Origin of the sequence: Serratia sp. UGAL515B_01, from assembly GCF_033095805.1 — a bacterium.
Lineage (GTDB): Bacteria > Pseudomonadota > Gammaproteobacteria > Enterobacterales > Enterobacteriaceae > Chania.
The window spans coordinates 4,129,306-4,143,506 of sequence record NZ_CP109901.1 but is presented as its reverse complement, the minus strand read 5'-3'; the positions used below and the strand labels follow the sequence as shown (position 1 = coordinate 4,143,506).

Genomic DNA, 14,201 nt, shown 5'->3' with positions numbered 1-14,201 from the left:
ATTTAACGGCGGGGAGGTTATTAGCCTTAAGACAATTGCTTGAGCAAAAATGGTTCCACTCGCCGGGCACCCGAACATTTTGCTGCAGTTTTAGACCGTAATCCACCCTAAAAATTCACTATTTTTCACACACAATGCATCTGACAATACGTCACGAAAATTAAGTTTGATAGGAAATTTGTGCGGTTAATCAGAATCGGGTAATTTGACGCTCTTCTCCCGTACCATTGTGAAATGCAGCAGGAGAAGAGTGTACCAAAAAAACCATTATTGTGGTGTAAATCGACGTAAATGTTGCACTGTCGCCAACCAAGCGGCAACCCAACCGATCATGGCTGAAATCGTTAGCAACAGCAGAGCTTCATCCCATCCTAGGCCATTCAGGGTAAACGTAGTACCAAACACTGTTGCCACGTGTGTGACCACTGACTCCAGTTTCCACACCAATGCTCCAGAGAGAATCAACGAGAGCAATGCACCAAAAAAGCCCAACATCGCTCCCCCATTCAAAAACGGGCGTAAAATAAAACCGTCGGTGGCCCCGATCAGCTTCATAACGTTGATAGCGTCACGGCGGCTGAAGATGCTCAGGCGAACGCTGTTACCAATCACCAAGAATACTGCCACAACCATCAGTATACCGATCATCAAAGCCACCTGCCCCACCAGCCCGGTGAGAGCAGCAAGACGGGCAAACCAACTGTCATCCATACGCACTTCATCCACGCCCGGCACCGCCGCTACGCGGTCACGCAACGTATTCAGCGTTTCAGAACTCTGGAAACTCATCTGCGGGGTGATAATTGCAACGGCTGGCAGCGGATTCTCCTCCAGCATGTCCAGCGCACCACCAAAACCAGACCAGTTGCGGAACTCCCCTCGCGCTTCTTCCCGTGACAGATAGTTCACTTTCTCGACGCCCGCTTCCGCCTTAATGGCATCCAGCACTTTGACTGCAGCATCATCATCAAGGGATTTATCCAGATAAACCGTCAGTTGAGGCGTTGGATACCACTGGGTGGCCGCAGTACTGACGTTCTTCCATACGATGTAACAAACGCTTGGCAGCGTGAGGGAAATAGCGATAACCATCACCGTCAGCAAAGTCGCCAACGGTTGGCGCAGCATATCAGCAATGGCATTCGTCCAGGCATAGCGCCACTGTTCGCGCCATCCGCCACGCAACGCTTTGCTTTTGGCCGTTTTTACATTATCCGCCATGGTGTGCGCCTCCTGCCATACGCCCCTGGCTCAGTGTCAGGATAGGGTAATTACGGCGAGCGATCAGCTCTGTGTCATGGGTCGCCATCAACACCGTCACCCCTACACGGTTAAATTCTTCAAACAAACGTAAGATCCCTTCTGACAAAGCACCGTCGAGGTTACCGGTCGGTTCATCTGCTAATAGCACAGACGGTTTGTTCACGACTGCACGGGCAATCCCCACGCGCTGCTGTTCACCACCGGAAAGCTGTATCGGGAAGTTTTTCGCCTTATCCAGCAAACCCACCTTGTCCAGCGCTGCCGATACACGGCGACGGATATCCTCAATACTGGCTCCGGTAATGATCAGAGGCATGGCTACATTGTCATATACGGTGCGATCTAACAACAGATGATGATCCTGGAAGATCATACCGATCTGACGACGCAAAAAAGGAACTTCTTGGCTTTTTAATCGGCTGATGTCATGCCCGCTAAACCAGATATGACCTGCACTTGGTCGTTCAATGCCACAAATCAGTTTCAGCAGGGTACTTTTCCCCGCGCCAGAATGGCCGGTCAGAAACGCCATTTCTGCCGTACGAAGATGAAAATCAACTCCCTGCAGGGCCTGCCGCCCGCCCAGATAAGCTTTACTGACCTGTTCAAAGCGAATCATGCGTATTAATCCTCTCGGGCGAAAAGTGCCTCAATAAAATCTTCAGCCTTAAACGGCCGCAAATCTTCAATACCTTCACCAACGCCAATATAACGAATCGGGATATTGAACTGGTCGGCGATGGAGAAGATCACCCCACCTTTGGCCGTTCCATCCAGTTTAGTCAGCGTAATACCCGTTAAGCCTACAGCTTCATTAAATAATTTAGCCTGGCTGACCGCATTTTGTCCGGTACTGGCATCCAAAGTCAGCATAACCTCATGGGGGGCCTGCTCGTCCAGTTTTTTCATGACGCGCACAATTTTCTTGAGTTCTTCCATCAGGTGCGCTTTGTTCTGAAGACGACCTGCGGTGTCCGCAATCAGCACATCAATATTGCGTGCTTTGGCAGCCTGAACTGCGTCGAAGATGACCGAGGCGGAGTCGGCTCCCGTATGCTGGGCTATCACCGGAATTCGATTGCGCTCCCCCCACACTTGCAACTGCTCAACCGCCGCAGCCCGGAAAGTATCGCCCGCCGCCAACATCACCGATTTCCCTTCTGCCTGGAATTGACGTGCCAGTTTACCAATGGTCGTCGTTTTACCGACGCCGTTAACACCGACCATCAAGATCACGAAAGGCGTTTTGCCGCCGACATCCAGGGGTTGGTCTACTTTGGACAGGATTTCCGACATTTCTTCTTTCAGTTTGCCATACAGTGCCTCAGCATCTTTCAGTTGCTTACGGCTGGCATGTTGAGTAAGAGAATCGATGATTTTACGCGTGGTTTCCACACCTACATCAGCGATCAATAGCTGCTCTTCAAGTTCATCGAACAGATCGTCGTCGATCTTCTTGCCACGGAACAAACCAATAAAGCCAGAACCTAGATTTTCTTTTGTTTTCAGTAAACTGCGCTTAAGGCGCGCGAAAAAGCCCTCTTTAGTCGGGCGCTCCTGCTCTTGCGTAATCGCCGCTGCCTGCAACTCAGGCACTTCAAGCGCGGCTTCAACGATGGGCTCAATAACCTCAACCGTTTCAATGGACTCAAGTTCAGGCTCTACAGTGGCAGGAGCTTCATCCGGCAAGACCACAGATTCTTGCGCAATAACAGCATCGGCCACCTCGGGTAATTCGGCTTCTTCTGGAGTGAGGTGTGCGGTCGATACAGGTACACTTTCAGCGATCGGTTCGCCACTCTGGCTTGCGTCCCATTCCCCTGGAATGTTTGGGGTTGCTATCAGTTCAGACTCCTGGACTGGGAGCTGATCGTCAATTTGCGGGGCGCTTTCTATTTCGGTGGCCTTCTGCTCTACCGGTTCCTTGGGCAACACATTTTGCTGCTGTTTTTCTTCCTGTCCCTGCTGGCCAAAACCCAGCCAGGAGAAAAAACCACGTTTTTTATCTTTTGCCATGCTCTGACCTTACTCCATACTTATGGCGTGCAAATGCGAAAAAATTAATTTGTCGAGTCTATCACTTTCCCTTGCCCAGCAACACGCACCTGCATCCATTAAGTCAGGTAATCATACACCACCGTTTTTGCTCTCTTTTAACGGCATCCCCTAATGTTTGGGCTGTTGTCCGCAAGCTCTCCAGCTGCAACTTACAGGCGATTAGGTATAGAATAACGGTAATTTTTCGTTAACCTCGAAGCTTCCTATGGCCAAAATACCATCACGCAGCGCGCTCAAAAAACCGCAGTCTACTACTAATGGACAAATCCGCATCATTGGCGGCCAGTGGCGTGGTCGTAAACTCCCGGTTCCCGACAGCGAAGGATTGCGTCCCACTACCGACCGCGTGCGCGAAACGCTGTTCAATTGGCTGGCTCCAGTGATCCGTGGTGCTCGTTGTCTGGATTGTTTTGCGGGCAGTGGAGCGTTGGGATTAGAGGCATTATCCCGCTACGCAGCAAACGCTACGCTACTAGAATATGAACGCACAGTCTCCCAGCAATTGGGTAAGAACCTGGCGTTGTTGCAAGGTAATGGCTGTGTCATCAATATCAACGCGTTAACGTGGCTGGCAGGCGAAGGGCAACCGTTCGACGTAGTATTTCTCGATCCCCCTTTTCATAAAGGGTTACTGGGTGAGGCCATAACGCTGCTCGAACAGCAAGGCTGGCTGGCAGATGAAGCCTGGATCTACGTTGAGGCCGAGGCCGAAAGCGCCGCGGCAGATGTCCCCAAGAACTGGACACTGCATCGCGAAAAAGTGGCGGGCCAAGTGGCTTACCGCCTTTATACCCGAACCCTTGAAGAGAAAATCAAACATGCTGACTAATCTGGGCCGTTTATTGATGTTATGCGTATGGGCCTTTCTGCTCACTAACCTGTTTCACCCGTTCCCCAAACCGCTGAAGTATTTCATTGATGTCGCCCTGTTCTTTATGGTGGTGATGCACGGCCTGCAACTGGTATTACTGAAATCGACTCAGCCAAAAGATCAGCCTCTTGGCCGATTGCAGGAAGCAAAAATCTTTATTTTTGGCGTTTTCGAGTTGTTGGCTTGGCAGAAGAAACAGCCACCGCTCAAAAAGAAATAACCCTTGCAGCTTTTGCTAGCGTGAATAATATGTGGAGGTAATCACTTAAAGATATAGGTGATTCACCCGCCCATAACAGATAAAGTTTAGTCACGATTAACATCCGTTTGGCTGTACTAGCTTTTATTCCACTTTAAAAGCGTAATTATCATAATACGATCTAAATAGGTGTTCTTAATACCGCTACACACCACGCTTCTGGCAGGTGGGAATGATGAGGAACGCCGACACGCCGTGCCCCCTCCCTGGGGGCTTGTATCGCGCATCCCTACGCTCAACTAACCTGCATCATTCCCACCTGTAGTACTATGATGCGCAGATATTTAGGGACCATGCTGAAGAAAGCATTGTCGAACGCATGCACACTGCCTAAACTAATGAAGTAACAACCTAGAATTGGTTTCCGGTTCCTAAAATGAATAAGGAAGACAAAATGAGTTGGCCGTTCCTTGCCGTATTTTTTTCTGGTTGGTTGTTCGTCGATGCCTCTTATCGTGGTCCCCGCTGGCAAAGTTGGGTGTTTAAACCGGTAACATTATTATTGATGCTATTAATGGCTTGGCAGGCCCCCGTACTAGGCGTAGCAGGTTACCTGATCGTTTTGGGTCTATTGGCAACATTGGTCGGTGACGCTTTATTAATGTTGCCACGTGAACAAGTGTTATACGCCATAGGCGCATTCTTCCTCTCGCATTTGCTCTATACCCTGAGTTTTGCCACTCAGATGACTTTTAGCCTGTTCTGGCCCTTACCATTGACTCTATTGGTGATTGGTGCACTGTTGCTGGGAACCATCTGGAACCGATTGGAAGAGATGCGGTGGCCAATCGCAACGCTGGTGGCTATGACGTTATTGATGGTATGGCTGGCAGGGGAACAATATTTCATGCGCAGCACTGACTTTGGCTTTTCTCTGCTAGCAGGCACTTCATTACTCTTGCTGGCCAATATTGTCTGGTTGCTTAACCGCTATCGTCTCACTTTCCGTGCTGCAGCTGCCATAGTCGCTTTCTGCTATTTCACCGGGCATTTCCTGATCGTACGCTCACTCTATCTGTAAACGCCAGGGTTCGGGCAACCGGACCCTAGGCTGTATCCCCTCTACTTAGCAACCATTCTCATACAGCTCTTGACTTTGGAGTCAACTCCAAGGTGTAAAGTCAATCAACAGAACATCGTAGTTTGCCTGAGGGGGCGTTATGCATACTCATAAAGAACATACTCATCAAGAACATAGCAATAAAGAAAGAGGTTGTGGTTGTACCCACGATCATGCCAAAACCCAGCATGGATGTTGCAGTGAAAAGGCCCCAGAAGTAGGAAGCCGTACCCACGAAATGGCTAATGAACACAGTGCTCACTGTTGCAACGGTGAAGAACATGAAGATCTGGATGAGGAAAGTGACAGGCTGGCTGATTCTCCTCCTTCAGGCAACCAAAGGTTCAGTTGGAAAATTACAGGAATGGACTGCCCCAGTTGCGCTAAAAAAATTGAAAATGCCGTCACTTCAATTCCCGGTGTCAGCAGCGCACGTGTGCTTTTTGCCACAGAAAAGCTGGTGGTGGATGCCCAACGCGATATCAATAGTCGTGTACAGGATACAGTAAAACAGGCTGGTTTTACCTTGCTGAGTACAGCATCAGCTGCACCGAACGATAAACCACAAACTTCCCGTCTCAGTGAATGGGGCCCCTTGCTGTTAATCTCTGTCTTGATGGTGTTTAGTTGGGTTCTAGACTCATTCAACCCACAGTTCGGCAAGGTGGCCTTCATTGCAACGACGCTGGTCGGCTTAGCACCGGTTGCCAGCAAGGCGCTACGCCTAATCCGCTCAGGGACACCGTTTGCTATAGAAACGCTGATGAGCGTTGCCGCTATCGGTGCGTTGTTTATTGGTGCTACCGCTGAAGCCGCCATGGTACTGCTGTTGTTCATGGTAGGAGAATTACTGGAGTCATACGCGGCTAACCGTGCTCGCCGTGGCGTGAAAGCCTTGATGGCGCTGGTGCCAGAGGATGCTCTATTGATCCGCAATGGCGAACGCGAACGCATTTCGGTCGCTGATCTCCGCCCCGGCGATGTGATAGAAATCGCCCCAGGTGCTCGCCTGCCTGCCGATGCTGAGTTGTTAAGCCCATTCGCCAGCTTTGACGAAAGTGCCTTAACCGGTGAATCCGTACCTGTTGAACGTCACCTGGGTGAGAAAATCGCCGCTGGCAGTTTGTCTGTCGATCAGGTGGTGCAAATGAAGGTTGTTTCCGAGCCCGGTAAAAGCGCCATAGATCGTATTCTGCAGTTAATTGAAGAAGCCGAAGAGAAAAGAGCTCCCATTGAACGCTTTCTTGATCGCTTCAGCAGCTACTACACACCGGCCATCATGCTGTTGGCTATCACAGTGATCTTGGTGCCCCCATTATTTTTCGCTGAGCCTTGGGAAATGTGGATCTACCGTGGATTGACGCTGTTGCTGATCGGTTGCCCATGCGCGTTAGTCATCTCTACGCCAGCCGCCATTACTTCCGGGCTCGCAGCAGCGACACGACGGGGAGCGCTGATCAAAGGCGGCGCAGCCTTGGAACAATTGGGGCTGGTACGGACTATCGCATTCGACAAAACCGGGACGCTAACTGAGGGAAAACCCACGATTACCGACGTGCTACCGACTAATGGCCTCAGCGAACAGCAATTGCTTGCCGTGGCAGCAGCGGTTGAAATGGGTTCACATCACCCCCTGGCACAAGCGATCATCAATCGTGCGCTAGAAAACGGTACTGAGTTGCCACTGGCCGATGGCCGCCGTGCATTGGCCGGTATCGGCGTAGAAGGGGTTGTTGCAGGTAAAACCATCCTGATCGGCGCACCAAGCAAGTTAGGAGAAAATCAGTTAAGTAGCGAATGGTCCACACGTATTGAACACTTGGAAACGGCGGGTAAAACAGTGGTTGTCGTGCTGGAAGAGGGTATTCCTATCGGTCTGCTGGCCCTGCGCGATACGTTACGCAACGATGCCTTGCAGGCGATTGCAGCATTAACCAAACTGGGGATCCATGGCGTGATGCTCACCGGTGATAACCCACGTGCAGCGGCAGCCATTGCCAATGAACTTGGGATAGATTATCGCGCCGGATTGATGCCGGAAGACAAAGTGAAGGCTGTCAGTGCACTGTGCAGGCAGCAGCCTACGGCGATGATCGGTGACGGCATCAACGATGCCCCGGCGATGAAAGCAGCCAGTATCGGCATTGCCATGGGTAGCGGTACGGATGTCGCGTTGGAAACGGCTGATGCTGCCTTGACGCACAATCGTCTGGTGGGCATCGCTGAGATGATCAAAATCTCACGCGCCACACACGCCAACATTCGTCAAAACATTACTATTGCACTAGGTCTGAAAGGGATTTTTTTGATCACCACTCTTCTTGGCATGACCGGTTTATGGTTGGCTGTGCTAGCAGACTCTGGCGCTACAGCTCTGGTAACCGCGAACGCATTGCGGTTACTCAAGAACCGCAGCTAATCGTTGTAGATTTTCTGGCAGGCCCATCGCCGTATGGGCCTGATAGGCAACTACTCTTCCAAACCCTTGCGCAATAGATAGCGGTAGGGTGCCTTATCGGTTTCCTGCGCCACCAGCGTATGTTCCATAAAGCGGCAAAAACCTGGAATATCACGCGTTGTGGCGGGATCGTCGGCAATAATCAGCAATGTTTTACCGTTATCCATATGGCGCACGGTCTTACGTACCATCATTACCGGTTCAGGGCAGCGGAGCCCCATTGCGTCAAGCGTCTGGTCTGCCTGGGCAAAAATATCAGTCATGCATTTCTCTCGATCAAAAAACGATCGGCGAATAATCGCCGGACCTGGCTGACGCATAGTTTACGCCAGTAGTTTTTCTGCGCAAGATACGTTAACGTTTGCTTTAAATTTAACCGTTGCATTGGTTGCGCAAACGCGTATTATGCGGCCGCGCAGTTAAACATGGGTTCCCTCACCCCATAACCTAAAAAGGCTACATGATGTATTCATTTACCGACCAACAACGCTCAAAAGCGTTGGTTTTGCTTTCGTTATTCCATATCGCAATTATCACATCAAGCAACTATCTAGTGCAGTTGCCAATTAGCATCTTCGGCTTTCACACGACTTGGGGCGCTTTCACGTTCCCGTTTATTTTCTTGGCGACGGATTTGACCGTGCGGATCTTTGGTGCCCCACTGGCACGCAGAATTATCCTGACCGTGATGATACCCGCTCTGTTTATCTCTTATGTGATCTCCACTGCCACATTTCAGGGTGAATGGCAGGGCTTTGCCGCTTTAGCCCACTTCAACCTGCTTGTGGCGCGTATCGCAGTTGCTAGTTTCATGGCTTACGTGCTGGGCCAGATCCTCGATGTCCATGTTTTCAATCGTCTACGCCAACGCAGTACCTGGTGGGTCGCTCCCGCTGCTGCCATGTTCCTTGGTAACATCAGTGATACATTGGCCTTCTTCTTCATCGCGTTTTATAAAAGCAGCGATGCCTTTATGGCCGCCAACTGGGTAGAGATCGCACTGGTGGATTACAGTTTCAAAGTAATGATCTGCCTGCTATTTTTCCTACCCATGTATGGCGTACTGCTCAATATGTTGCTCAAGCGTTTGGCTTCACGTCAGCCAGACAGCCAATTGCAACTGAATTAGTTCAGCTTGTTAATTATATAAGTTACATGAAGGCGGTAACGCAGCGAGACCCAAGGGTACAGAGCCTTTCAGGAAAGCCAACGTACATGTAACTTGAAGTATGACGAATATAAAAGGTAGCCAGCAACTATCTGTAACATCATGCTCTTGGTATTTCAGTGTAGAATAGGTTGCTATACCCAAGTTGGCTGCCAACATCCCTGGATCTTGAAGGGCGACGGGTATTTACGGCAGAAGAACGCCAAATAAGCGATAAGGAATCCTGATGCATAAAATAACAAAATTAATGGGTATCGGCCTGTTGGTGCTTGGTTTGGCGGCTTGTGATGGCGAAACCAAGGACAACAAAGCGGCTGTGGAGAAAGCGACAGCCAGCACACTGGCGGGGCAACAGGTCAGTCTCTTGAATGGCAAACTGACCTTTTCTCTCCCCAATGGTATGTCCGACCAGAGTGGTAAGCTGGGCAATCAGGCTAATAATATGCACGTTTACGCCGACAGAACTGGTCAACGCGCGCTGATCGTTATTCTTGGGGATAATCCCACAGATAACCTGGAAAACCTGGGTAAACGTCTTGAAGAACAACAACGCTCACGCGACGCAGACCTACAGGTGATAACCAATAAAGCCATTGACATCAATGGGGTGACAATGCGCCAGTTGGACAGCATCATCGCCAGCGGTGGCCAGAAAGCCTATTCTTCTATCCTGCTTGGCACATTGGATAACCAGTTGCTGACCATTCAGATCACACTGCCGGCCGATAACCAGCAGCAGGCGCAAAGTGAAGCAGAAAGTATTATTCACACGCTGAAGCTGAACAAGTAAACTCTGGGGCGCAGCGTGCTGCGCCCTATACCAACGCCTGCGCCAGCAGAGTCATCGGATGCTCACAGCGCTTGCTGGTCGACATCTCAATCTGCCATTTACAGGTTTCACAGTCGGTAATCACCCTATCCGCTCCGCTCTCTTCAATCTGACGGAACAGCGAAGCGCCAATGCCTTGCGACGTTTCATAGTTTTCTGACTTAAAGCCATAGGTTCCGGCGATCCCACAACATTGTGGATCCAGCACCACCAGCTCCAACCCGGGGATCTGCCTAAGCAGTTCCAGCGTATAGGCGGTCCACCCCATTTTTTCCATATGGCACGGCGTATGATAAACCACCCGCAATGGTGTCCTTTTGAGAGGTAAAGTACGGCCCTGATTGATCAACCGATAAAGATAGCGCGTCGCCAGCTCTATACGCTCGCGCACTGCTGAAGTATCCACTTCCAGCAAATGCGGATACTCATCACGCAGGGTAAAAGTACAACTGGAGGAGGTTGCTACTACCGGTATCCCCTGCATCAATACCGCATCATGCAGTGATTTGGCGTTCACATTCGCTTGTTTTTTGGCCTGCTCAATAAAGCCATTGGCAATCAAGGGCACACCACAGCATTTTTCACGCTTCAGCAGTTGTACACCGATATTCATGGCGTTAAAGACCTTGATCAGGTCTTTACCGAGCTGCGGATGGTTGTAATTGACAAAACAACCATGGAAAAAGGCCACCTGTTCAGCATAGTGCTGTTGCCGCTCGGCCTGCTGACGATACCAGCGGCGGAAAGTCCCAAAAGAGTATTTGGGCAATTCACGTCGATGGTCGATCTTCAACGCCTTATCCAGCAACTTGCGTACCGGCTTCAACCCGGTTGTTGCATTGACGATCGGCGCAAACGGTGTCGACAGCGACCCCATAATATCGGTATGGCTGAGAATGGCATCGCGCAGTGTCGGCTTGTGCTGGCTGAAATTGGCACGGGCACGCTGAATAATGTCACCTATCTTCACATCAGAGGGGCAAGCCACTTCACAACGTTTGCAGTTGGTGCAATATTTCAGTGCCTCGTCGTAGAGCGCCGGATCTTTCAACCGCAATCGCTCACCGTCTGGTCCAGCCTGTTTAGGCCCTGGATAGAGCGGATTCGCCTTAGCCACCGGACAGAAGGTGGTACAGACGGTGCATTTGATGCAGCTCTCGAAGCTGTTGTCTTTTAACTGGCTCATGCTGATTTCTCCTGGGCCAGGATCTGCTGGGCGGCGTGCAGTGCGCCAATCAGTGAAACTCCTGCACCACAGCCTTGCTTCAGCGGATCGTAGCCGCCTGTGACGGCACCAATAGCATACAGATTGACGATCGCTTCCCCTTGTTTTAGCGCTCGCAGACTGCGATCGGTTCGCACCCCGAATTGCAGATAGGGTTGCGAGGCAAACAGGTCCGGGTGGCACCAGTCGGCACGTTCGGTTTTGCTAAACACATCCAGGCCAAACACTGGCTCACGGATGCCATTAAATGCAGCTACCAAACCGTTGCTGAAGAAGCTGCCACTGGCTAACACCACCTGCTCTGCCCGCAACGGAATATCTGTGTGATTGCGGGTATAGAGGCTGGTGATACGATGCCCGTCGAAACTCGCCTGCAATACGGTATCCCCTGGCATGAATACCCCCCCTAATTTCTGCAAACGCTGACGCAATGCCTGATTGAGTCTCATCCCTAATACGGAAGGAGGTAACGTCGGTAATAGACAAATCGCCTTGCCAGTAGCCTGGCGCAGTGCCTGTAGCGGCTCATCACTTTCCAACCCCAGGCAGGCTGGCAGGAAGATGGCCTGCGCCTCGCCTGCCTGACGTTTCACTTCTTCTGCCAGTATCGCCAGATGCTCTGGCATATCCAGCACACGGGCAATGTTCACCGCGCGAAACTCACTCGGGTTATTACGCAGGCGATCGAGGATCGGCAAATTCATAAATGCCACTTCTGCTGTGACACCCTGTTCCTCAACCATTGCGCTTGCCGCCATGTGCGGTTGGAAGTCCAAAAAGCCTTCTATGCCCAGCACCGCGATATTTTGCCAAGGCAGTTTGCCGCCGAGCGGTGAAACCGGGACGGTTTCCGGACTGAGCCAGGTTGCTCGGCGCGTCCCCAATGGGGTGACACGCAGGTGATTCCGTTCGCAATTGCCCTGCATCTGCATACCGCAGCGTTGCAGTAATTGTTCGGCTTCGGTTGCCAACGTCGCCACTTGACTAGCACCAATCAGACTATAGGGATGCTGCGGAGCCTGTTGCATCAGAGCAGGCAAGGCAGATAGCGGCGATGCCACCGTTGTACCATCAGGCAGTTGTGCCAAGAGATCGAGAGAGCCGGAGGAAAAATAGAGAGCGCTCTGACCGGCACTGATCACCGCGCAGCGTTGGCCCCGTTCTGCCAAACGGATAGCACAGCTCAAACCAGCCAATCCTGCACCAATCACGACCGTATCAAATTGCATCATCCGCTCCTTGCATCTGGTCACCGCATGCGTCAAGTCCACATAGCCCTTGATATACCCAACTGGTAAATTCACTTTCCCGCAAGGCGTCCCCCCAAGCGATAGGGCGCACTCCTTTCCAACGTTCGTTCAGAAAGTGAGAGAGCTGTGAGATAGATTGCTGTGGCGTTGTGACCTCAAAGCGCGTCAACAACCCAGCAGCACGGCAGGCGCACAGTTCCCCTTGACAGGTCCCCATGCCAACACGGGTACGGCGACGCAGGTCAACCAGGTTATTGACGGTCAAAGAGTTCACCGCATAGCGAACCTCTCCAGCGGTGACCGCTTCACACTCACACACCAAACTGTTATCCAGCCGGTTCCCTGAGGGTACCAAGCTGGCACGATCGCCATGCCGATAGACAGCCGAGCCGCGAATACTGGCCGGCAGCGAAACCACGCTGCGCGCCGTTTCCTCCGTGGACTGACGGGAACCTGGTAAGGGGTCTTCTGCGGTAGTACAAGGCGTCGTGATGCCCAGTTTGGCGCATACATTATCTGTGGCCCACTGCGCCATCAGCCGATAGGTCATCAGCTTGCCACCGGTGATAGTGATAAAACCAGCCAACCCATCACGCTCGGCGTGATCGAGCAACACGATGCCACGGCTGACGCTGCGCCCTGAAGGATCGTTATCACTAGCAACCAGTGGCCGCACGCCCGCGTAGGCGCGTAGAATGCGAGTTTGCGCCAGTTTGGGGGCAAGTAATGAACCTTCACGGATCAATACGTCGACTTCCTGCGGTGTGACCACCATATTATCAATCTGGTCGTACTCAATGTGCGTGGAAGTGGTGCCGATCAGTGAAATAGTATCCCCCGGTACCAGAATATCGGCGTCCGCCGGTTTACGACACCGGTTAATCACCATGTTATTGATGCGATGGCCCAGGATCAGTAACGCCCCCTTGGCGGGGAACATACGAACACGCAAATCGGCGTATTCGGCAATTTGTTGGCCCCAGATCCCAGCAGCGTTAACCACCACCTGCGCATGAATGTCGTACTGATGCGCCACATTATGGTCGAAAACGCGCACACCGGTCACACGATCGCTCATACGCAGCAAACCAATCACCTGATGATACGTGAGAACCCGTGCACCATGCTCACGTGCATCCAGCATATTGGCCGCTGTCAGTCGGAAAGGATCGACCGTGCCATCCGGTACACGAACAGCGCCAATCAATGCACGATTGACCGCAGGCTCCAGCAGTAATGCCTGTTTGACATCAATAGCTTCAGCATCAATTCCAGCATGCTGGCAAGCAGCAATAAACTGCTGCTGATAAGCCATAGAGTCTTCTGGCAAAGTAATAAAAAGACCGTCGGTACGTTCAATACAGTGATGAGCGATACGCTTGAGAATGCGGTTCTCTTCAATACATTCACGAGCAGATTCGCTATCGGTCACCGCATAACGCGCACCACTGTGCAACAAGCCATGATTGCGGCCTGTAGCCCCAGTGGCAATGTCATGTCGTTCCAACAAAACGCAACGCAGACCACGCCGCGCACAATCACGCGCAATCCCTGCCCCGGTGGCCCCGCCACCAATGATAATCACATCCGTTTCGGTCACTGGTGAGTTATTACTCATCATGCCCCCTAAGCCTGTGGTGATGGCTCTATAGAGCCACACTTGCTAGGGTTTTTGTTTGATAAAGAACAATAACGAACAAAAAGCGAACATGGAATGTTCATAAAAAACCTTAATTGTGATCGGGGTCACGCGTTACGTG

General features: G+C 51.4%; 13 protein-coding genes. 6 read left to right on the top strand and 7 right to left on the bottom strand.

Annotated features, from left to right (window positions below):
• Positions 1-267: 267 nt before the first annotated feature.
• The 3 genes from ftsX to ftsY are packed head-to-tail and all read right to left on the bottom strand — an operon-like array spanning position 268 to position 3,279.
• Positions 268-1,221 (bottom strand): permease-like cell division protein FtsX, encoded by a 954-nt coding sequence (ftsX, locus tag OK023_RS18750; RefSeq protein WP_317694151.1) that lies wholly within the window; start codon positions 1,219-1,221, stop codon positions 268-270.
• Positions 1,211-1,882: a cell division ATP-binding protein FtsE gene (gene ftsE, locus OK023_RS18745; protein WP_317694149.1), complete on the bottom strand. Its 672-nt coding sequence runs from the start codon at positions 1,880-1,882 to the stop codon at positions 1,211-1,213. The genes ftsX and ftsE overlap by 11 nt, the downstream gene beginning before the upstream one ends.
• 5 nt (positions 1,883-1,887) lie before the next feature.
• On the bottom strand, positions 1,888-3,279 hold the full coding sequence (gene ftsY, locus OK023_RS18740; protein WP_317694148.1) for a signal recognition particle-docking protein FtsY: 1,392 nt from the start codon (positions 3,277-3,279) through the stop codon (positions 1,888-1,890).
• Positions 3,280-3,526: 247 nt separating this feature from the next.
• Here ftsY and rsmD point away from each other — a divergent pair, with 247 nt between their 5' ends.
• The 4 genes from rsmD to OK023_RS18720 all read left to right on the top strand — a co-directional run bounded on the left by rsmD (position 3,527) and on the right by OK023_RS18720 (position 7,930).
• Positions 3,527-4,150 carry a 16S rRNA (guanine(966)-N(2))-methyltransferase gene (gene rsmD / locus OK023_RS18735; protein WP_317694147.1) on the top strand — a complete coding sequence of 208 codons (624 nt, stop codon included), beginning with the start codon at positions 3,527-3,529 and terminating at the stop codon, positions 4,148-4,150.
• Positions 4,140-4,412, top strand: a complete 273-nt coding sequence (locus OK023_RS18730; protein WP_317694146.1) for a DUF1145 family protein — start codon at positions 4,140-4,142, stop codon at positions 4,410-4,412. The genes rsmD and OK023_RS18730 overlap by 11 nt, the downstream gene beginning before the upstream one ends.
• A gap of 433 nt (positions 4,413-4,845) precedes the next feature.
• On the top strand, positions 4,846-5,472 hold the full coding sequence (locus OK023_RS18725) for a lysoplasmalogenase (protein ID WP_317694145.1): 627 nt from the start codon (positions 4,846-4,848) through the stop codon (positions 5,470-5,472).
• Positions 5,473-5,611: 139 nt separating this feature from the next.
• Positions 5,612-7,930 (top strand): zinc/cadmium/mercury/lead-transporting ATPase, encoded by a 2,319-nt coding sequence (locus tag OK023_RS18720; protein ID WP_317694143.1) that lies wholly within the window; start codon positions 5,612-5,614, stop codon positions 7,928-7,930.
• A gap of 50 nt (positions 7,931-7,980) precedes the next feature.
• Here OK023_RS18720 and tusA read toward each other — a convergent pair whose 3' ends face one another.
• A complete protein-coding gene (tusA, locus tag OK023_RS18715; protein WP_317694142.1) occupies positions 7,981-8,232 on the bottom strand; it encodes a sulfurtransferase TusA in 252 nt (83 codons plus the stop codon).
• Between the two features lie 200 nt (positions 8,233-8,432).
• Here tusA and OK023_RS18710 point away from each other — a divergent pair, with 200 nt between their 5' ends.
• Both OK023_RS18710 and OK023_RS18705 read left to right on the top strand, forming a co-directional pair.
• Complete coding sequence (locus OK023_RS18710) at positions 8,433-9,098, top strand: 7-cyano-7-deazaguanine/7-aminomethyl-7-deazaguanine transporter (RefSeq protein ID WP_317697833.1); 666 nt, start codon at positions 8,433-8,435, stop codon at positions 9,096-9,098.
• Between the two features lie 265 nt (positions 9,099-9,363).
• Positions 9,364-9,927: a DcrB family lipoprotein gene (locus OK023_RS18705; protein WP_317694141.1), complete on the top strand. Its 564-nt coding sequence runs from the start codon at positions 9,364-9,366 to the stop codon at positions 9,925-9,927.
• A 25-nt stretch (positions 9,928-9,952) separates the two neighbouring features.
• Here OK023_RS18705 and glpC read toward each other — a convergent pair whose 3' ends face one another.
• The 3 genes from glpC to glpA are packed head-to-tail and all read right to left on the bottom strand — an operon-like array spanning position 9,953 to position 14,059.
• On the bottom strand, positions 9,953-11,152 hold the full coding sequence (glpC, locus tag OK023_RS18700; protein ID WP_317694140.1) for an anaerobic glycerol-3-phosphate dehydrogenase subunit GlpC: 1,200 nt from the start codon (positions 11,150-11,152) through the stop codon (positions 9,953-9,955).
• The gene (glpB, locus tag OK023_RS18695; RefSeq protein WP_317697831.1) at positions 11,149-12,420 is read right to left on the bottom strand and encodes a glycerol-3-phosphate dehydrogenase subunit GlpB; all 1,272 of its coding nucleotides are present in this window, start codon (positions 12,418-12,420) and stop codon (positions 11,149-11,151) included. Before glpB ends, glpC begins: the two co-directional genes overlap by 4 nt.
• Entirely contained in the window at positions 12,410-14,059 is a 1,650-nt protein-coding gene (glpA, locus tag OK023_RS18690) for an anaerobic glycerol-3-phosphate dehydrogenase subunit A (RefSeq protein WP_317697829.1), read from the bottom strand. The genes glpB and glpA overlap by 11 nt, the downstream gene beginning before the upstream one ends.
• Positions 14,060-14,201 lie beyond the last annotated feature (142 nt).

Bases quoted from the DNA above. Each gene is read 5' to 3' on its own strand.
- OK023_RS18730 (WP_317694146.1), top strand. From the start codon at position 4,140: ATGCTGACTAATCTGGGCCGTTTATTGATGTTATGCGTATGGGCCTTT.
- glpC (WP_317694140.1), bottom strand. From the start codon at position 11,152: ATGAGCCAGTTAAAAGACAACAGCTTCGAGAGCTGCATCAAATGCACC.
- OK023_RS18725 (WP_317694145.1), top strand. From the start codon at position 4,846: ATGAGTTGGCCGTTCCTTGCCGTATTTTTTTCTGGTTGGTTGTTCGTC.
- glpA (WP_317697829.1), bottom strand. From the start codon at position 14,059: ATGAGTAATAACTCACCAGTGACCGAAACGGATGTGATTATCATTGGT.
- OK023_RS18720 (WP_317694143.1), top strand. From the start codon at position 5,612: ATGCATACTCATAAAGAACATACTCATCAAGAACATAGCAATAAAGAA.
- rsmD (WP_317694147.1), top strand. From the start codon at position 3,527: ATGGCCAAAATACCATCACGCAGCGCGCTCAAAAAACCGCAGTCTACT.
- OK023_RS18710 (WP_317697833.1), top strand. From the start codon at position 8,433: ATGTATTCATTTACCGACCAACAACGCTCAAAAGCGTTGGTTTTGCTT.
- ftsX (WP_317694151.1), bottom strand. From the start codon at position 1,221: ATGGCGGATAATGTAAAAACGGCCAAAAGCAAAGCGTTGCGTGGCGGA.
- glpB (WP_317697831.1), bottom strand. From the start codon at position 12,420: ATGCAATTTGATACGGTCGTGATTGGTGCAGGATTGGCTGGTTTGAGC.
- OK023_RS18705 (WP_317694141.1), top strand. From the start codon at position 9,364: ATGCATAAAATAACAAAATTAATGGGTATCGGCCTGTTGGTGCTTGGT.
- tusA (WP_317694142.1), bottom strand. From the start codon at position 8,232: ATGACTGATATTTTTGCCCAGGCAGACCAGACGCTTGACGCAATGGGG.
- ftsY (WP_317694148.1), bottom strand. From the start codon at position 3,279: ATGGCAAAAGATAAAAAACGTGGTTTTTTCTCCTGGCTGGGTTTTGGC.
- ftsE (WP_317694149.1), bottom strand. From the start codon at position 1,882: ATGATTCGCTTTGAACAGGTCAGTAAAGCTTATCTGGGCGGGCGGCAG.